General features: G+C 49.2%; 15 protein-coding genes. 2 read left to right on the forward strand and 13 right to left on the reverse strand.

Annotated features, from left to right (window positions below; all coding sequences use genetic code 11):
* Positions 1 to 145: 145 nt before the first annotated feature.
* Entirely contained in the window at positions 146 to 751 is a 606-nt protein-coding gene (locus tag AC50YG_RS23150) for a TetR/AcrR family transcriptional regulator (RefSeq protein WP_494830027.1), read from the forward strand.
* A gap of 9 nt (positions 752 to 760) precedes the next feature.
* Here AC50YG_RS23150 and AC50YG_RS23155 read toward each other — a convergent pair whose 3' ends face one another.
* The 4 genes from AC50YG_RS23155 to AC50YG_RS23170 form a co-directional block, all read right to left on the reverse strand.
* Positions 761 to 1,747, reverse strand: a complete 987-nt coding sequence (locus AC50YG_RS23155; RefSeq protein WP_473758721.1) for a cellulase family glycosylhydrolase — start codon at positions 1,745 to 1,747, stop codon at positions 761 to 763.
* A 322-nt stretch (positions 1,748 to 2,069) separates the two neighbouring features.
* Entirely contained in the window at positions 2,070 to 2,357 is a 288-nt protein-coding gene (locus AC50YG_RS23160) for a VOC family protein (protein WP_494830029.1), read from the reverse strand.
* Between the two features lie 59 nt (positions 2,358 to 2,416).
* Positions 2,417 to 3,367 carry a helix-turn-helix transcriptional regulator gene (locus tag AC50YG_RS23165; RefSeq protein WP_494830031.1) on the reverse strand — a complete coding sequence of 317 codons (951 nt, stop codon included), beginning with the start codon at positions 3,365 to 3,367 and terminating at the stop codon, positions 2,417 to 2,419.
* Positions 3,368 to 3,481: 114 nt separating this feature from the next.
* The gene (locus AC50YG_RS23170) at positions 3,482 to 3,583 is read right to left on the reverse strand and encodes a hypothetical protein (RefSeq protein WP_494830033.1); all 102 of its coding nucleotides are present in this window, start codon (positions 3,581 to 3,583) and stop codon (positions 3,482 to 3,484) included.
* Positions 3,584 to 3,887: 304 nt separating this feature from the next.
* Between AC50YG_RS23170 and AC50YG_RS23175 the strand changes: the two genes are divergently transcribed.
* Entirely contained in the window at positions 3,888 to 5,900 is a 2,013-nt protein-coding gene (locus AC50YG_RS23175) for a methyl-accepting chemotaxis protein (RefSeq protein ID WP_494830035.1), read from the forward strand.
* 94 nt (positions 5,901 to 5,994) lie between these two features.
* Here the strand turns inward: AC50YG_RS23175 and AC50YG_RS23180 are convergent, their stop codons facing one another.
* The 9 genes from AC50YG_RS23180 to AC50YG_RS23220 all read right to left on the reverse strand — a co-directional run bounded on the left by AC50YG_RS23180 (position 5,995) and on the right by AC50YG_RS23220 (position 18,564).
* On the reverse strand, positions 5,995 to 6,792 hold the full coding sequence (locus AC50YG_RS23180) for a hypothetical protein (protein ID WP_494830037.1): 798 nt from the start codon (positions 6,790 to 6,792) through the stop codon (positions 5,995 to 5,997).
* Between the two features lie 185 nt (positions 6,793 to 6,977).
* Positions 6,978 to 7,292, reverse strand: a complete 315-nt coding sequence (locus tag AC50YG_RS23185) for a cupin domain-containing protein (protein WP_494830425.1) — start codon at positions 7,290 to 7,292, stop codon at positions 6,978 to 6,980.
* 50 nt (positions 7,293 to 7,342) lie between these two features.
* Entirely contained in the window at positions 7,343 to 9,751 is a 2,409-nt protein-coding gene (locus AC50YG_RS23190; RefSeq protein WP_494830039.1) for a hypothetical protein, read from the reverse strand.
* A gap of 19 nt (positions 9,752 to 9,770) precedes the next feature.
* Positions 9,771 to 11,747: a heparinase II/III family protein gene (locus AC50YG_RS23195; protein WP_494830041.1), complete on the reverse strand. Its 1,977-nt coding sequence runs from the start codon at positions 11,745 to 11,747 to the stop codon at positions 9,771 to 9,773.
* 88 nt (positions 11,748 to 11,835) lie between these two features.
* The gene (locus tag AC50YG_RS23200) at positions 11,836 to 13,251 is read right to left on the reverse strand and encodes an ABC transporter substrate-binding protein (protein WP_473758728.1); all 1,416 of its coding nucleotides are present in this window, start codon (positions 13,249 to 13,251) and stop codon (positions 11,836 to 11,838) included.
* A 143-nt stretch (positions 13,252 to 13,394) separates the two neighbouring features.
* Positions 13,395 to 15,020: a helix-turn-helix domain-containing protein gene (locus AC50YG_RS23205; RefSeq protein WP_494830043.1), complete on the reverse strand. Its 1,626-nt coding sequence runs from the start codon at positions 15,018 to 15,020 to the stop codon at positions 13,395 to 13,397.
* A complete protein-coding gene (locus tag AC50YG_RS23210) occupies positions 15,017 to 16,789 on the reverse strand; it encodes a sensor histidine kinase (protein WP_494830045.1) in 1,773 nt (590 codons plus the stop codon). Before AC50YG_RS23210 ends, AC50YG_RS23205 begins: the two co-directional genes overlap by 4 nt.
* 32 nt (positions 16,790 to 16,821) lie before the next feature.
* Positions 16,822 to 17,658, reverse strand: a complete 837-nt coding sequence (locus AC50YG_RS23215) for a carbohydrate ABC transporter permease (protein WP_473758731.1) — start codon at positions 17,656 to 17,658, stop codon at positions 16,822 to 16,824.
* 15 nt (positions 17,659 to 17,673) lie between these two features.
* Positions 17,674 to 18,564 (reverse strand): carbohydrate ABC transporter permease, encoded by an 891-nt coding sequence (locus AC50YG_RS23220; protein WP_473758732.1) that lies wholly within the window; start codon positions 18,562 to 18,564, stop codon positions 17,674 to 17,676.
* Positions 18,565 to 18,732 lie beyond the last annotated feature (168 nt).

The raw sequence follows: 18,732 nt of genomic DNA on the forward strand, positions 1-18,732 counted from the left end.
AACACATACTCATTACTTAAGCATCTGTTACTTCGAGTATAATAAAGTGTAGAAACTGCTGACAATCAGCAAAAAAACCGCCTTTGCCCGTTAACGAACAAAAGACGGTTTTTTGTATACTAACTGGTAGAAGGAGCGGATGTTTATGTCCGAAAACCATTCAAAAATCGACCGCCGCATCGTTCGAAGCAGACGCGCCTTGCGGGAAGCTCTCCTCGCCTTGATGGCGGATAAGCCCTTTCAAGCCATATCCATTACCGAGATTATGGAGCATGCCGGCTACAACCGGGGAACCTTTTATGCCAACTATGACAATAAAGAAGCGCTCCTTGACGAGATTTCGACGGAGCTGCTGGATCAACTGCTGCAAGCGTTCCGAGCACCCTACGAGCATGTCGAGGTCTTTAACGTTAGTGAGCTGCCTGCCCATGCCGTCACGATATTCAATCATATTTACGAGCATTCGGGCGTCTACACGATTCTCATGAAAAATGATGTGCTACCCAATATGAAGGAAAAAATGCTTCATGTCCTCAAGCAAATTTCAATGGAGGAGCTGCTTTTTCCTACGGCTGATATTGATCGGGAGCTGCTAGCCACCTATAGTATGAGTGCTGTACTAGGCCTCGTATGGCACTGGATTGAAACCGGCTTTAAGCATCCGCCCGCTTATATGCAGGAACAGCTTGTTAAGATCATTCATTTATATCCGGGTATTGCCGACACGGCGCTTAATGGCAAGCAGTCTTAGCGGCTGTTTTTAAAATACGCTGGCCCTTACAGACGTCGATGCGATGCCATTCGTACCATTAAAAACAAGATTGCCCCATGAGGTCAGTGTCGTCCAGTTGCTGCTGCTCACCAGATCCAGCCATGCATTCGCGCTGTCGTTGCCGGTCCATGACCAAGCCAAATATCCGATGCCCTTCGCTTGGCATTGATTCATAATTTCTTGAGCATTAACGGTCGTACCCAGATTGTTGTTGCCGTTATTATAGTTATAGCCGAACTCTCCAACGATGATAGCAAGGCCGAGATTTTTCACATTTTGCAGCTCTGTTCCGATGGTGGATGAATTGTTCCAGGCCCCATACATATGCACGGAAAATAAAAGATTATGCTGTGGATCATGACTCAGCAATGCGGCCCCGTAGTTTTTAATCGGGGAAACGTATTGCCCCCAGCCAGAGCCGTCTATAACGATTGTATTTGTAATTCCTGCGTTGCGAATGGTCGTAATCGCTGTTTTATAGGCGTCTCTCCAAGCCGTATCGGAAAGACTGGCACTTCCCCATTCATTAGCAATGTTAACCAGCGCATATTTCGTATTATTTTGCAAAACAGCCTTCACATCATTCCGGGCAAAATAATTCGCCATATTGTTGAGTGCGGCTGCACTATCGCTGCCTGTAACATCATGCATCTCCACAACGGACACCATTTTCAGCGCTTTGGCGCGATTAATAATTTGCTGCAAGCGAGCCGCTGTTCCGCTTGTCGACCAAACGATACGGACCGTGTTCGCACCATAGGAGCTAGCCGTCGTCAGCGCATTATAGGACTGGGTGTCGTACCAGGCATGAGGCATATTAATCCCTCGCATCACAAAGTTGTTGCCATTGGCGTCCTTTAAATTGTTACCGCTTACATAAAAGCCCGTAGCAGCAGAAGCAGAAGGAATATGAACTAGAGACAGGGAAAGCAGCAAAGTCATAACAAAACCTAACAAAATCGTTTTTTTCAACATTTTACGTTTCTCCTCTTCATCGTTTATTAGGCTAACAATAATTACCTAGACTAAACTCCCTTCCTCCTCTCTTTAATTGGAAATAGGCTACAATGCCACTATACAATAAAACGTTTTTAATTTCCATATTTTTCAAACTAACAATTCACCCTAAATTTTACTAACTTTCAACTAACCTATCAAATCGTAAAAAGCAGATATTCGACCTAACTTCACCCTAATTTTTCCGCTTTTTTAGCACTACCTTCCAGACATATTTAGCCAAGGTGAAACGGCTGTCGCTGTCCTTTGGCGGCAAAGCTACCGTTTCGCATAGAAATAATTAGGCTTTACTGTGAAGGGTAACCAGGTAACCGTCTGGGTCGGCAAATGTAAAGGTTCGCCCGAATGGTCCATCTATTGGTGCGGATGCAATCTTTACATCTGCTGCAACAAGCTTATCGTGGATTTCTTGCGTATCAGGGGCATGAAGCCACAGAGCGACACCAAGTCCAGGCTGAGTACCTGAACCGAGTTCTATCCCTGGCTCGAGATAGTTTTGATAGAATTCCGCAGAGCCTTCAAGATTGCTCACTTGAAGTGAAATGAAGTCGGGTCCAATTGCTGACATAATGTAATGTCCTCCTTTGTATATCTTGATTATACAAGGCCCCTATTGCCAACAGTATGTCAGTAGCGTTCTTTCATTTTCTCGATTTCTTCTCTTACTCGGTTTTTGAATGATTCAGGTTCAGTGACTACCACATCTGCCCCCCATCCAAGAATCCAACTCAGCAATTCTTCCGGTTGACGGACACGAAAAGTGACATGGTAACCGTCCTCTTTAGATTCGGCAATCTCCATATAGTAGTTGTTCGCTTCTTCGACTTTATCGGTGATTTCTGAATTAAAAAGTGCGCAGACCCGTATGCTACGGGTATCCTTCGGCCGATAGGATTGAAGATTGAAGTTATCGGGAGTCTTAAACGTATCATCAGTCACGGTAAGGTCACTGATTCGGGAGACTCGAAAATGGCGAATATCCTCCCGCAAGTCACAGGAAGCAACTAACAGCCAGCCATTCTGCTCATCATGTGCCAATCCGAATGGCGATACCGTTCGCACAGTTACCCTATTCCCCTCAGCTTCAGCAACCCGCTTGTGATAGGTGAAACGAATTTTGTTGCCCTCCAGCATGGCTTCGCGAATGATCCCCAAGTTTACTCTCTCCCGCGTCATTATGACCATTTCATCTTTTTGGAGCAGACGGATGCTCCCTTGTATTCGGTTTGTCTCCTCACGAATAGGTCGTGAAAGAATGGCTTCTATTTTTCTGCGGGAAGAACGAGCACTTTTGCGAAAAGTTGGATCAAAACGTTTTTCTATGAATTCAGCTCCAAGAAGAAGTGATACTGCCTCTTCTACTGTAAAACTAATTGGTGGAAGAAAATAGCCTTCCATTAAAGAATATCCTAATCCTGTCTCACCAATTATGGGAACACCTGCTTCACTCAAAGCCTGCATATCACGATAGATCGTTCTTACACTGACCCCTAAGACCTCTGCTAATTCATCAGCTGTCAGCAATTTGCTTCGCTGTAATTCCACCACAATCGCTAAAAGACGCTCTGTTTTATTCAATTAAAGCTGCACTCCCTTGTTGGAATTCAACCATTTATACTATCTTTCGTTGTTTCAAAATAACGTATGAGATTTACTTCTGTAAGGGTTATTTTGAAGTAAACCTGCCACACTTCAACCAAGCATGCATGGGACATCACGAAAAACGATGTCACCAATACGACCTGTAGTGGGACAATGGCAATCAAAAATTTCTCCGTCAACATCAACTTCCATAATGAATCGATTCTAATACCTAGATTATATAAAAACACTACTGACAACTGAATGTCAGTAGTCGCATGGATGAGTTAGAAGATAAAATTAAGTTTCTTGTTGAATCTGTGAACTAATGGGGAACGTTACGCTATAAATTATAGATAAACAGACTTCCGCCAGCTTTTTTTGCAAGCGATTACATTTTTAAAATATATATATTGAAGGATTTACAAAATAAAATGAAAATAATGGTCATACATTTGCAGGCAGCAACCGATATTAATAGTACATAAACTTTTCTAAAAGGAGAATAGTAAAGCCATTGAAGAATTCACGTTTTATTCGAAATTTGCTTATTCTGGGTTCAATCCGTCAGACCGCAGGTCGAATTGTATTGTCCACACTGCTTATTATTGTCGTTTGTGTCTCCGTCCTTTCGTACACGTTCTATGTTCCAACCTCCAGAGAAGTCCAAATCCAAGCCGAAAAACAAATGGAGCTCTACTCCAGTCTTCTAGCTAAAGAGATTGATGCCAACTTAGTAGAAAAGCAGGCTATTATGCAGGTCATCGCCGAGCAAGGCTCCAAGGTGGAAGCAGATCGGCAGCAGCAGCTTGATTTTCTCGTCCAAGCCCATAATCAGCATCCCGAGTTTGAATCGATTTTTTTCTCGCTTGATTTAATAGGCGCCAACGCCGTTAACATTAAAAATACGGACGTCGATCTAGCTGATCGGCCTTACATCAAGCTTGCCCAAGAAGGCAAACCATTCATTTCTGAGCCGGTAATTTCCAAAACGATGGGCACGATGGTTGTTATTGTCGGCGCTCCACTAATCAAAGACGGCAAAGCCTATGGATTTTACGGTGCCTCCTATTCGATTAGCCAAGCGGTAGAAAGCGTCAGCAAAGCCCAATTCGGCGAGACCGGAAAAGCTTATATGACGTTAGCGGACGGAACGTTCCTTTCGTACACGGATGAATCGTTTGTGTTAAACAAAAAACTGTCCGATCTGGGCATCACCCCACTTGATCAAGCTCTCACCAATGCGACCCAAGGCAATACGGCCCCGATTCATTATACGGAAAATGGCGTTGAAAAAATTGGGTTTATGAGTGTGACTGGCCTGGGCTGGGTTATTACGATGTATGCGGAAGAAAATGAAATTTTAAAGCCTGTCGATACTTTGCTGAGTTTGATTCTCTTGGTTGGTTCAGGCATTATCGTCCTTGCGCTGATTACAACGATTCTGATTGCTCTGCGGATTGTGTATCCCATTCGCCAATTAACACATGGCATTGATGTTTTGGCACAAGGCGATTTAACGTATCGCATTCCGGTCAAAGGCAAAACCGATATTAGCAAGGCGCTGCATTCCTTTAATGCCGCTGGGGATCAAATGCAGCTGTTGATGATGGAGGTTAACGGCTTGTCCGAGCAGCTGACGGATTCTGCGAAGCAGCTTGCAGAGGGAGCGGATCAAGGCGCGCGTGCCGCGCAAAGCATTTCCGAAGCAATTCTCGTCGTAGCCGAAAGCTCGGAGCGCCAAACGTCCAGCTTGCAGGATGGAAGCCAAGCCGCCGACAGCATCGCTGTGCAAATTGATGGTATCGCTTCTTATAGTACAAATGCGTCTGACATCGCTTCCCAGGCCTCCAATCTCTCCGATGATGGAGCGGCTTCCATGGATCAGCTTAATGGAAAAATGGCGGAGATGGAGCAAGGCATCGGCGAGCTTGCCCAAACGATTCATGCGCTGAGCGGATTGTCCGGCAAAATCGGAGATGTCGTGGGCAGCATCAGCCAAATCGCCCGCCAAACGAATATTTTATCGTTGAATGCAGCGATTGAGGCTTCACGTTCTGGAGAAGCGGGGCGCGGCTTTGCCGTCGTAGCGGATGAAATTCGCAAGCTTGCAGGCCAATCGATGGAGTCAGCGGAGCAAATTGCCGGATTCATCGGAAGTATCCGCCTCGAAATTGATCGGACGCTGCAGGCCTCCGAACAGACTGTTTCCCAAGCGGCTGAAGGAAGACATACAGGTGAAGAAGCCCGTGAGCTGTTCGCTCGCATTCGCTCTTCTATTCAAGAGGTAGCAGCGAGCATTCAAGGCGTATCAGCAGCATCCGGCGAGATGGTGTCCGGTACAACCACGTTGGTGGAATCCATTCGCCTCATTTCCGACTCGGCCAGTGAAACGGCGGCAGAATCACAAAATGTTTCCGCTGCGGCAGAGGAGCAAATGGCTTCAATGGAGGAAGTTGCCTCATCCTCCGCAGAGCTTGCTAATATGGCAGAGAAGCTGCGTATTCAAATTAATAAATTCAAGCTGTAGCATGGAATGATAAGAAAAGTCCCGGTGCATGGTCAAAAGCAGCAAAAAGCCTCGTGCTTTTGCTGCTGACGATTCATCGGGATTTTTTTGCTGCTTATTTATCCAGACCTGCTGCCGCTTTGATTTGGGCCCGCTGCTCCATTATTAACGCTTTCAGGCTGTCTGTTCCGAATGCCCCAGCCGTAAAGCCGTTCCCCTCGGGATAATAAACGAGCCGGAAGGAGGTGCCGTCCTGCAAATGCACTCTCAGAAAAACACCGGATTCATGCTTGATTTTTTCATAAACCTGATTAAACCCCACGTGCTGCAGAGGAAGCAGCTCTTGAATAAATTGTGCCGACGCTTCAGCACTGAAGTCGCCGATTGGACTGCCATCCTGGGCACTTTCCAGGCCAACTTTATCGACGTTGCCTTCAATATCGAGTAATTGCCCCAGCGTTGCCGCCTTTGGATTATCCATCACCTCATAAACCTTGTTGCTTGCTATGACACGAAACTCCGGTTTATAACCCTTCATCGCAAAGATCTCTGTACCGATTGGCAAAAAGGCGGCATTCCCATCCTTCTCCACATGATCCGTGCAAGCATGGTCGTTCAGCATATAAGATACCTCGCCTACTTTTTCGCCAAGCTGATCGTCAGCTGTCTTCCCAGTCCCCTCGTAGTTATATTGATATTTGATGCCATTAATCATCAGAAAATCGACCCACTCAATAATCGCATTACATGATTCAACTGGTTGCTCGGGTTCTGGCCCCGCAGCTTTTACTTGGACCTCTGGTACCTTGGACGCTCCCCTTTCCATCGCGCTACTCCCACCGCCGCAGCCGGCAGCTGTCAGCATAAGGAGCAGCACGATTAAAGTCTGGCTAGTAAGCTTGATTCCATTCATCTTCAATCACCTCATTTCCCTAGACGCTTCTGCCCATGTCAATGTTTCAGAAATGCAGGAACGGCTGCGCGTACTTGTCTCCATAAAAATAGGGTTGTCCCAAAAGCCATCAAGCATGGCTTTGGGACAACCCTCGCAGCATAGCGTACTCACTCAGCTTAGCACACTAGTACAGCCTTATTAAACTAATTGATCAAGTCCTGCCGAAGCGGCGTGAAGGTATCAAGCAGCTTGCTTGCTTTCAAAGCGCGGCAGCCATGCTCGGCATTGCTAGGAATGAAGATCGTCTCGCCCGCCGAAATGACGGTCTTTTCTCCATTTATCGAAAACTCCAGCTGTCCTTCCAGGCAGTAGGAAAACTGCTCATGCACATGGCTGTGCAAATAACCTTCCGCTCCTTCCTCAAAATGCACCTCCATCATCATAATCGTATTGCCTGGTGTGAAGATCTTCCGTTTTACGCCTGGCTCGGCATTTTCCCAATTGTTCAATCTGCTCATCATTCGTCATTCCTCTCAACTATTATCGGATTGGTATACACATATTGTGGCTAAACATATTGCGTTTTGTTATTGCTGCGGACGAAGCTAAGCTCATAAGCATCCGCTGCGGTCAGCTTGAGCGCCTCAGAATCGAAGGCAGGAGCAAGCTTATAGCATGCCGCTTTAAACAGCTCCCAGCTGCCGAATTCCTCCTCCGAGCCCAGCTTGCAGAAATACGCGTTCTCGCGGCTGTATGCCCGGTATTCACAATGGAACAAGCGGTCATGGTGGGGAACCATGCGCTCACTGCACCAGATGGCGGCATAGCCGCTGCCTTTTTTCCCAAACAGCCAATGTCCGTCTTGGACAAACGCATCAAACTTCGCTTCTGGGAAAAAGAGATGCGTAAACGCAACCGGATGGTCCTCCCCGATTTCATAAATCGCGCCCAGCGCGCTGCCCTGCTGCTTGACCGCTGGCATGATGCCATTCCCATACCAATAGCCTGGACGCATGCCGCCATCGTCAGCCAGCTCTCCTGGATGGTTCGTATACAGCACCGTATCGTTGTCCAGCGCCGCATACCACATATGCTGCTGATACCCGTACACGCCCGGCTCGAAACGCGAGGTGCCGTGAAAACGCTCATTAAACGATTTAACATATTCGCCCGATTCGGTGTCAACGGACTCGTCAAAGCTAATATTTTGCCAGAAGGACGGGTTCGCATCATATCTTGGTGATTGAACCGAGGTCAGTATATAATCGGGCTGCTTATTGAGCTTCACCCATGCGTTGCCGGTCTGATACTCCAGCTCCAAGGACTCATTCATCAGGCTTGTGAAATGCTGCGGCATCACGTATTTGCTGTTCATCAGAAACACGATCCATTCGCTGTTGCCCATAGGTGTATCCGGATTCAGCAGATGAATTAAAGACTGGGCTGACTGGGTAAATGGCAAAATGACGGAGCGGTAAATACGGGCCTGCGGCGCGACGATTGAGCCGCGGAACGTATGGTAGGCGAAGGATTTCAGCATTTCGTCAATTAAATGGCTGGCCCGAGCAGACTCCTCTTCCTCCATATAATCGACGACATTTAGCAGTGCGCCAAGCGTCACACACATATAGTCGGCGCTGAGAAACTCCTCAAAGCCGTATTCCTCAACATCTGCCAGCCACTCGCGGATTTTTCCGAGCGCCACTTCGCTTGCCTGAATGCCTGTGCGGCCCGATCTTGCGAATAGCTGATCCGGGTATTCGCGGCCCGCCATATAAGCGCAAATATAGAACATCAGCGCGTGATTTTCGCTCCAGAAGCACATGCCATCGGAGCCATTCTCGGTCATCCAGAAGCGGTAGTCTAAAATCGCCTGCTTAGTCCGTTCCGTTAAATGGTCTGGCAGCTCATGCTGCTGCATGAAGCGAAGCAAGCCCGCGAGGATAAAGTCCGAGCAATCCTCGCGCCGCTCAATTTGTCCAAGCGCGTGCAGAATATGCTGTTCATCATGAACACCAGGTTGTCCCAAGTTCCAGCGCGCCAGCACGTAAAATAAACCAAAGCGCAGCGGTTGAAACGCCTGCTCTGTGCCTATGGCGGCAATCTCCTCAAACATGGCGCCTTTGACCTCGGCCGCCGCCGCTCCGCTACGGTAAATCGGCTTTTTGTTTTGCAGCAGCTCGATTTTGCGAATCAGCTTTCTCGGTCCGATTTCACCATATACTATGGCCATTGGCGCACCCTCGTCAAGCTTCACACTGCTCTTGCCGCTTATGTCCTCGCCAATTAGGCTATCATTCAAGTTTTCCCCGTACGCCAGATAGATGCCGCACGGCGCTTCCACCGGGAAGCAAAGCTCGCTGCCTTTCAGCGTAATGCCTGACAGGAAGCGGTCCAGCGCAAGAAACGGCTCGACCTGCTCCGCATCCGGCAGCGTCACTGTAATTTGGTCCAAATGCTCCACTAATTGAATGCCAAAAATATTCCGCGTATCACGCACCGCCAAATTTTGCATGCGGATGACCATGGTGTTTCTGCCTTTGCGCAAAGGCAGCTGCATTTCCTGTTTATTAATCGGCTTATAAACCGGCTCGGCAACGGAGCTTACCTTCTCCCCATTGAGCCAAACTTCTATCGCTGTATACGTCCATAGGTTCGCCAAGGCGACCAGGTCTTCATCCACAACAAGCACGGTAGCGGCAAGCAGCTCTACTTTCTGGGGCGTAAACGAAAACTGGCTGAAATTTACGAAACCGCTGCAAGGGTAAAGATACTCCCAAGGCAGCCCCAGCTCGCTTTCGGCGCCGATTTGAATGGCTTCTGCAGCCGCAGGCGCTGGTAGATTCCTGTCTGCGACAATCGAGCGTAAATATTGCTCGTAGCGTATTTGATTTTTGTCGGTTTTATCTGATATAAAATCACTCAACCGCAGTCCTGAAGTCAGATAATGAGTAATAAATCCGTTTTGCTTATCCACATGCTTCACTCCAATCGTTTCATTCAGGCATAGCGAACACGGCAAGCTGTCCATCACGGTTTAAGCTCAGAACAGGGCGGCCATGCTCGCCTATGCTGACGCTCCATTCAGAGGTCTGCAGCTGCTGCGTTCCAAGAGATGGCTTCATCACGGTAATAAACCAAGCACCAGCATTTTCTGTTGTCAGCAAGCCTTGAAGCACCTTCAGCGGCTGCATCTTCATTTGGTGAACCGATTCCCAGCTGTCCTCCACGTCTAGCTCCAGCTCCGGCGGTCCAAAAACGAGCAGCTCGCAGGCGAGCGGCGAAGCAGGAGCAGGCTCTGATCCATTCGCTAGGCCACTGCCTTTGGCATAGTAGCAGGCAGGCTGATCAAGGGGGCGCGTTTGATCATTCAAGGCACCGTTGTCCGTCGCCAGTCTTTGCGTCTCCCACTCCAGCAGCCTAGTGTGCAGCCGGTGCTGATACGTATGCTCGCCAGCAGCCGTCAGGCGGTCATAAATAACCCATTCTCCGCTATCCAGAAACCATAAGGCGCGCCTGTGCGTTACGCCACGGGATGCATAGCCGTCATGCTCCGCGCAAATCATTTGCTGATCCGGCTCCCAAGCGATTAAGGAAACAGCCGCTTCTGGCACGCCCCATCTTTGGGTGCGCAAGTAAGGCGTCTGATCCTGCCCGTCCACGAGAACGGTATTATGGGCAGAGGTGCTTTTGAAATAACGGCGCCATGGATTTTCCATATACGTGTACGTGCCCGGATCGACAAACAATGCTTCGCCATAGGCGCACCATTCGAAGGACAACGCATCGGCATGACCATGAGGGCCGCCAAGTGCAGCGGCATCGAAGATGAGCTGCTGCTCCGTATCGCCAAACCCATAATAGCCTGCTGCCGGAAAAGCAAACGGCAGCTGCTCCTGTGCATGAGCACCGAGCAACGTTCCTGCTCCACTTGCCGTCGAAGTAGACTGCGATGCTGCTTCTGGCGATTTAGCTGCCGCTGCCAGCAGGCGGTCGATGGCTTCCGGACCGACCGTCCAAAACTGCTCATACAGCTGATCCTCCAGCAGCAGCCCCGGGCGATCATAATACAGCGCCGCCGCATTCAAATCTGGCGGCTGGTTCGCGAAGGAATCGGCAAACGGCGCCATGCTGCCGTCCTGTCTGATCATCAGGCTTGCGAAACGCGTCATGCCGGCTACAATACGCTCGTATTCCTCGGAGAACGCAAGCCCGCGCTTTTTCGCCATAACGGCACAATCGACGAACAGCTCCAGCGACACCATATGATAGTGCGGCGTAAGCTCCGAATGAACGCCATCTGGCAGCACCTGCACGCGAATGCATTCCTCCAGCCGCTTCATCGCTATGCCGCGCCATTCCTCGCTTTCCTCCCAAGACACAAACGTCAGCCCCGCGCCTAGCAGCCCGATCATATGCATAATCGAATGATTGATTTCAATGCTCGCTTTGTAGGTAGAGAGAAACCAAGCATGCTCCTTCACCGATTGGAGAAACCGCTGCTTCACCTCGCCATTCCAGCTGTCCGATTCATCGAAAAAGTGATAGGCATATATCCATTGGCGCAGCCTGAGACCCGTTTCCAGCAGCCGCCACGGACCCGGTCTTTGAAAATAGGTCAGCTCCTCTGCCGGCAAATCCCGCGGACAAGGCTGCGTATCGATCCAGCCTAAAATATGCTCCAGCGCCTTAGCTGCATATTTCTCGTCCCCGGTGCACGCATAGGCGGTGCCTAAGGAGCGAAGATGCTTAAAGCGGTTAATGCCCCATGTAAATTCCTTGTCCCCGGTTGGGTTGTAAAGCCAATTAATAGGCTGGCCCAAATCGATTTCAAAACCTTTCCAAATCACAGGCTTATCCTCGCACCAGCGATTCGCCTGGGCAATCGCAGCGGCAGCCTGCTGTGGAAAATGCTGCTGAAAGCTTGCTCCCCAATCGCTTCTCTGCTTCGGCCTAAAATACAAATGATCCATTTAAGCACTCGCTCCTCTCTCTGCTTTTCCCCAATCATAGAAGCAGAGGCTGCCCGCAGGCAGCCTCTCTTTCCCTTCAGCTATACGGCTACTGGCCGAGCGAGCCTTGCAGGCTCTTGGCGCTGAACGACGGATTAGCCTGAATATTGGTCAGCCCTTCCGTACGAGCCGCTGCTAGCGCTTTGTTGTATCTCGTATTCAAATCTTTAATCGCTGCTTCCAAGTCCTGATTGCTGGTCAAAATGTATTCAATAAATATGTCGCTTGCTTTTTTGCCTTCCAGCTTTGTTTCTGTAACCGAAATCGGAGTTGCTGGATAGATGCCGTCATATTTCGTTGGAAGGAAGCCTTCGATGCCCTTCAGTTCAGGCTTGCCTGCTGCTTCATTCACATAAGGCAGAACGGAAAGTCCAAGGCCCTTCTCTTGATATTCCGTACGAAGCTCAGTGTTGTACAAGTATTCTAAGAACTTCACAGCTGCTGCTTGCTTGTCCGATTGTGCATTGATTCCGATATAACCACCTGCATTAACCCAAGTTACGCCGTTGATTTCGCCATCCTTTGTCGGCACAAGCGTCGATGCCCACTTGATGTCCGTCGGGAATTGCGACGTGTAGACTGCCGGCTCACTGGAGTGGTTCACATACATCGCGATTTTGCCTTGTGCAAACTGGGCACGTAGCGGATCAATATCCAGTGATTCAGCGCCTGGAATCATGCTGCCATCCGCTTTCATTTGGTGAAGCGCCTCAGCAATATCACGGTACATGCCGAAATCAAATTCTCCGGTTTGGTAGTTAAAGCCCTCGTGGCTTGTTTCCGAGCTGAGCGAGCCCGATGCAAATGCCGGACGCGTAAAGCCGGAGCCGTTTTTGAAATTGCTGGCGAAGCCGTAAATGCCTTCAGCCTTACCTTGCTCCGTTACTTTTTTCGCAATCTCAACCATTTCGTCAAGCGTCTTTGGCGGCTCTGTGTAGCCAGCCTTCTCCAGCAGGTCTACATTGTACAGCAGACGCCAGAATTGGCCCGTGTTTGGAAGCGTATACACATGTCCATCTTTTGTGTAGACATCCTCTACCAGCAAACCGTCGAATTTCGCCAGAAACTCTTTGCTGAGCAGTGTATCAAGTGGAGCAAAATAGCCTTTGCTCACATAAGTCTGGAAGTCGCCGCTGCGGAAAATGTCCGGAGCCTGGTTGCTCGCGAATGCTACCTCAATCGCCTGATTGTAGTTATCCGCCATAACCTTCATTTCCACTTCGATATTATCTGTATTCGTCGCGTTATATTTATCAACCTGCTCCTGCATATAATCCATGTCATGACGATCTATTGTCCAATAGGAAATTTTCGTCTTTGCTGCGCTGCTTGCACCGTTTGTGTCTGTGCTTGCTTCTGGTGCGGCATTCGTTCCGTTACCCGTTGAGCATGCTCCTAGCATCAAAGCCAATACCAGCAAGCTGCAAAGCAGAAACGAGCGTTTCGTTGCGAATCTTTTTTTCATCTGTCGTACCTCCCCTTTGTTTGGCAAGCGGCGTTATAGCGGTGTCTACCGCCCAGCTCCTCCTGCTGACCTCATTGTAGCACCGTTGTCCGCTTGCCCATGAAGGACAAAAACACGATTCTGGGAGGGCAAAATCACTATGATTACGCTTTCGGTTCCGAGCTTTCGTATTTGCTGCGGAATTCCGTAGGCGTCAGCCCGGTATGTTTTTTGAACAGCTCGGTGAAATAAGGACGGTCCCGATAACCAAGCTCATACGTAATATCCTGCACCTGCAGCCCTTCCAGCAGCAGCTCCTTTGCCTTGTCCATCCGTGCGGAGGTGACGTATTGCATGAACGTCATTCCGGTCTCTTTTTTAAACAAATTGGAAAAATAGCTCGGGCTCAAATGGACGACATTCGCACATTCCTGTACCGTTAAGTCGCTGCCAAGACGTCCGCCCACATAATTCATAGCCTGATGGATGAGCTGGCCGACATTGTTTTTCTGGCGCTTCTGGAGCCAGTCACAGCCGGTCAGTCCGAGCTCCTTCACATCCTTAATCAGCTCGGAGGTAGATAAATACCGGCCTTTCTTAATGATGCTCAGCCGTTCATCGAGCCACATGCGCTGCTTGCTGTCCGCCTTCTCGGCAATGACGCGGTAGATGGAGAAGGCCAGTCCATAAAACAAATTGGTCATCACATCGGGATCTGGGGGCGTCGGATAACGCAGGCATTCCTCGGAAATGCTCTCCAGCAGCTTCTCTGTCCCTTCCCGGTTGCCTGAGCGCAAGCAATAGAGCAGCTCTACTTCCTTATCTGCGGAATAATGGGGTGAAATATCATTTTGCCGTTCAATATCACTATAGGAGATGACGCTGCCGCTGCCGGAATAAAACTGATAGCTGAGCGCTGTCTTCGCCTGATTATAGGAAAGAGCGATTTCGCTGATCCCTTCCACGCAGCTTCCCACGCCAATAGAAATGTCCCGCTTCGCGTAGCGATTCACATTGTCCCGGCACTCCTCCGCCAGCGCCAGCATACCCACCTCCTCATTGGGATTCAGCAAAATGACAAATTGGCCCAGATGCTCCCGAAATACGATGCCTTTCGCCTGTTTTTTGATCGTTTCCTCCATTATGTTTTGCACGGCGAAGCGGGTTAGCTCCACTTCCCGCACGGACAGCGGGGAATGCTCGTCCATTAGCCCCTCGATCTGCACAGACATCGCTACGAAACGGCGGGTATCCATATCGATGCTTAGAAATTCCCACTTGTCATGCGCCCGCTCGGGCAGCTCATCATGCCGGATCAGCAGCCGAAAATACTCTTGGCGCAAATAGGGCAAGCTTTCCCTCACCTTGCGCTCCAGCGTCAACCGGTCCAGCTGCTCCAGCTGCTGCGTTTCAATCTGCGCTTTAGCGCGCAGCACAACCTCGACAATTTGCTGCGTCGTAAACGGCTTAACCAAATAATCGAATGCCCCCAGCCGTACAGATTCCTGGGCATAGGTGAAGTCGGTATAGCCGCTGAAAAAAATAACCTTGGCCTCCGGCTCCCCACTCTCCTTCAGCTCACGAATCATATCAATGCCGGTGCGCATCGGCATCCGAATGTCGGTCAGCACAATATGCGGATGCTTCTCTTTAATGAGCTGCAAGCCATCCTTGCCATTAGAAGCCGTACCCACAATTTTGATTCCATGCTCCCCCCAAGGAATCTTTGATACTATCCCATCGATGACCGTCTTTACATCGTCTATAATGCACATCGTAATCTCGCTCATTCGTTTATCACCTCTTGAATAGGAATGATTAGCTTAACGGAGGTCTGCACGCCCGGCTCGCTTTCAAGCTCCATGGAAGCCTTATAGCCGTAATACAGCGACAATCTTGTTCGTACGTTCACTAGCGCGTAGCTCGTCCGCTCTACCTCTGGACCATTCAGCATTTTTTCAACTCGCTCGGCATCCATGCCAATCCCATTGTCCGTAACGGTTAGCACCAGCAACCCCTTGGCAGCATCGGCTTCCGCCCCAATTCGGATCATCCCCTCATGGGGCAATTCCTGAAAGCCGTGCAAAATAGAGTTTTCCACCAGCGGCTGCAGCAAAATTTTGAGCACAGGAGTATCCAGCAGCTTCTCATCGACCGTCTGTATGCTGTACCCAAACAAATCCGGATAGCACATTTCCTGCAAATTCAAATATTGCGCCACATGCTCCAGCTCCTGCCGCAGCGTCGTAATTTCCCGGCCATTGTTCAGGCCCAGCCGGAACAGCAGGGACAGCGAAACAATCATGCCGCTGACCGCCTGCTGCTCCTCCATCTCGCTTTTCCAATAAATCGTATTTAACGTATTGTACAAAAAATGGGGATCAATCTGCGCCTGCAGCGCTTTGATTTCCGATTTGCGCTTGTCCTGCTCGGATGCTTTAACCTCTTCGATTAATTCGCCAATTTGCTCCAGCATCCGGTTAAACTTGTGGCCAACCTGACTGATTTCATCCTCAAATGCGCTCTCGAACCTGACATCAAGCTTATTGCGCTCAACCTTCACCATGAGATTTCGCAGCTTGAACAGCGGCTTTAGCAGCAGCTCCGACAGCATGCTGGACATGACCAGCGCCAGTACGACGCAGCCACCCATAATCGTAAGAATCGTCCAGCGCATGCGCTGAACAGGCTCCAGCAGCTCCGACTTGGATTGATAGCCAATCAATACCCAATCTGGATTCATCCCAAGCGCCGCGTAATTAAGCAGATAAGCGTCTCCGCTCTGGCTTGTATATTCAAAGTTCCCTCGCGCGCTGGAACCGACCCGCTCATAAATTTGTGGATTGCTTTGCGGGATGCCTTCCGTGGAAGCAAGAACCTCCTTGCCAGTCCGGTCCACGACAAGCTGCTGAAGGCTGGCGCTCTGCATATCCGCCTGAATGAGATCCAGCAGGTGATCCTCGCGGATGTTGACTACGACATACACACCAGGCAGCTGGATATCAAAAAACGGTTTAATGATTAAGGTAATAACGGAGCTTCTCCGGCTGAACAGCTCATCGGCATGTCCCGGCACCCATAGCTTGCTCCATCTTTCCTGAGTATCCGTTATTTTCTGATTAATAATCGTGCTCTCAAAATCGCGGCTCGGGCTGCGCCGGTTTCCCGTCGGATAAAAATCGCCGATTGGCGTATGCACCAGCACGGAGTCAATCGACTGCTCAGCCAGCATCAACTGGGCAAACGGCGTTTGCAGCTCGGAAAGCCGATTATAATATTCCTTCTTGCTGCTTGACTGCACATCCTTCAGCGTTCGCTGGAAGGGCTCGCCCATCATGAGGGTGGAGACGAGCACGACGATATTTTTCAAGCGCTCATCGAGCACCCTCGCCGACTTATTGAGCGTATCCTGACTGGTCTTCGTCGCCTGTGATTCCATTTCACGAGAAAAAAACACGGAAACATAAGTTCCCGTGACGGATATACAAACGACGGTCAATAAAACGAACGAAACCCACAGACGTCTTTTAAGCGACATTTTTCGAAATATACGTTTCATGCTGTTCATCGCCTCAATGCATATGGAGTTTGTTAGCCTTTAACCGAGCCAGCCGTAACTTGCATAAATGAACGGTTAGCGAAAATATATACGATAAGCATAGGTAAAATCGAAATACATGCGCCGGCGAGCATCAGTTGATTTTCAACTGCGGCTCCGGCCCCGTAGCGCAAGTTCGCAAGTCCCACGGGCAAGGTTTGTAGATCAGGACGCGAAAGTGAAAAGACGAGCGGCAATATATATTCATTCCATGCATTACGGAATGTGAATAGCGATACGACAGCCAGCGCTGGGCGCAGGAGCGGTAAAATAATGAGCCAGAAGGTGGAGTAGAAATTACAGCCATCAATGAGCGCCGCTTCATCCAGCTCTCGCGGAATGCCGCGGAAAAAGCCGATGACCATAAAAAAAGCAGTCGCATGCGCACTAATTAGAATAATTATGACGCCCCACAGCGATTTCTGCAAACCAATGGATACCATTAGATCAAATTGTGGACGCAGCACAACCGCACCGATGGAAATAAACAGAGTGAAGGATTGAAGCAGAATAAACAGTTTCTTTCCTCTGAAAGCAACGCGATCGACCGCATAAGCAGCCATGGAAGATACGAGCAAAGTGCCAACCGTAACGAACACAGCTACATATAAGCTATTGAAGGTATACGCGGAGAAATCAGCTTGATTCCACGCCTGTAAATAGTTTTTAAACTCCCAGGAGGAAGGAAGAAACGTTGCTCCGGTTGTCAGCTCCAGGTTCGTCTTGAGGGAGCCGAATAGCGCGATTACGATTGGAAAAAGCATTAGTGCTGCCGTAACAAGCAGAAGCAGCCATACTGGTATACGAAGTACTATTTTACGAATGGTCATGATCGTTCCCCCTTTTTAATAAACGTTATTAAGCTTTTTCGACATCCAGAAATACAGCCATGTGACGATACCGACGATAACAGCCGTTGTAAAGCCGACCGCGCTGCCGTAGCCGATATTTTGCACGGACGTGCCAGACGTCGTCAGCGGGAAGAACAGTTTGTACAGGTATAAATACATAACCTCGGTTTTGCCGAAAGGACCGCCCTCCGTCAATACCATAATACTCTCGTAGCCTTTAAGCGAGGTTGTAATCGCAAGCATAATAATCATTTGCAGAACAGGACCGAGCATTGGAATCGTAATGTACCACATCCGTTGCACCGGGTTTACACCATCTAGTGATGCCGCTTCATACACATCCTCTGGAATGTTCTGAAGACCGGCGATAAACAGCAGCATATAGTTGCCGACTGCTCCCCACACCGCAATAATGACGATCGTCGTCATGGCATGTGCCGCGCCCAGCCAGTCCACTGGTGCGGAAACGATGTTCAGCTTCATCAAATACTGATTAATAATACCGTTGTAGGAATTGAACACAATATAGAAAACGATGGACATGACAGATGCGCTGAAAATCGTTGGCAGGAAAAAAATCGCCCGAAACGCATGCCGTCCCCGCAGCTTACGATTCAATATAACCGCCAATATGAGCGATAGCGGCAGCGTTATAATTAATTTTCCACCCGCGTAGATAAAAGTATTCAGAACAGAGTGCCAAAATTCGGCATCCCTTCCCACTCGCGCAAAGTTCTCAAGCCCGATAAACTTCGGCGTCCCAAAACCTTGATAATCGAAAAACATATATCGAAGCGCCCATACAACCGGATAAATGCCGAGCGCCATGGTTAGAAAAAAGCTTGGAAAGCTGAACAAATACGCCCCGATTCGATTTTTATGCATGCCTTCATCTCCCCTTCTTTTGTAGCTTCATTGTAAAGGATGCCGACTTCCATACGGGATGGGGCAATCAATGATGCTGGGGGGACGAAACGACTATTGTCGCTGTTGACTTGCGGACAGTTGTCCGATAGAATGATTTTCAGCAGTGCGGACAATTGTCCGCACGTA

Source organism: Paenibacillus sp. J31R34 (genome assembly GCF_059383715.1).

What these genes read in the sequence shown, in the direction of transcription:
- AC50YG_RS23150 (WP_494830027.1), top strand. Translation starts at nt 146, where the DNA reads ATGTCCGAAAACCATTCAAAAATCGACCGCCGCATCGTTCGAAGCAGA.
- AC50YG_RS23155 (WP_473758721.1), bottom strand. Translation starts at nt 1,747, where the DNA reads ATGTTGAAAAAAACGATTTTGTTAGGTTTTGTTATGACTTTGCTGCTT.
- AC50YG_RS23160 (WP_494830029.1), bottom strand. Translation starts at nt 2,357, where the DNA reads ATGTCAGCAATTGGACCCGACTTCATTTCACTTCAAGTGAGCAATCTT.
- AC50YG_RS23170 (WP_494830033.1), bottom strand. Translation starts at nt 3,583, where the DNA reads ATGGAAGTTGATGTTGACGGAGAAATTTTTGATTGCCATTGTCCCACT.
- AC50YG_RS23180 (WP_494830037.1), bottom strand. Translation starts at nt 6,792, where the DNA reads ATGAATGGAATCAAGCTTACTAGCCAGACTTTAATCGTGCTGCTCCTT.
- AC50YG_RS23185 (WP_494830425.1), bottom strand. Translation starts at nt 7,292, where the DNA reads ATGAGCAGATTGAACAATTGGGAAAATGCCGAGCCAGGCGTAAAACGG.
- AC50YG_RS23195 (WP_494830041.1), bottom strand. Translation starts at nt 11,747, where the DNA reads ATGGATCATTTGTATTTTAGGCCGAAGCAGAGAAGCGATTGGGGAGCA.
- AC50YG_RS23200 (WP_473758728.1), bottom strand. Translation starts at nt 13,251, where the DNA reads ATGAAAAAAAGATTCGCAACGAAACGCTCGTTTCTGCTTTGCAGCTTG.
- AC50YG_RS23205 (WP_494830043.1), bottom strand. Translation starts at nt 15,020, where the DNA reads ATGAGCGAGATTACGATGTGCATTATAGACGATGTAAAGACGGTCATC.
- AC50YG_RS23210 (WP_494830045.1), bottom strand. Translation starts at nt 16,789, where the DNA reads ATGAAACGTATATTTCGAAAAATGTCGCTTAAAAGACGTCTGTGGGTT.
- AC50YG_RS23215 (WP_473758731.1), bottom strand. Translation starts at nt 17,658, where the DNA reads ATGACCATTCGTAAAATAGTACTTCGTATACCAGTATGGCTGCTTCTG.
- AC50YG_RS23220 (WP_473758732.1), bottom strand. Translation starts at nt 18,564, where the DNA reads ATGCATAAAAATCGAATCGGGGCGTATTTGTTCAGCTTTCCAAGCTTT.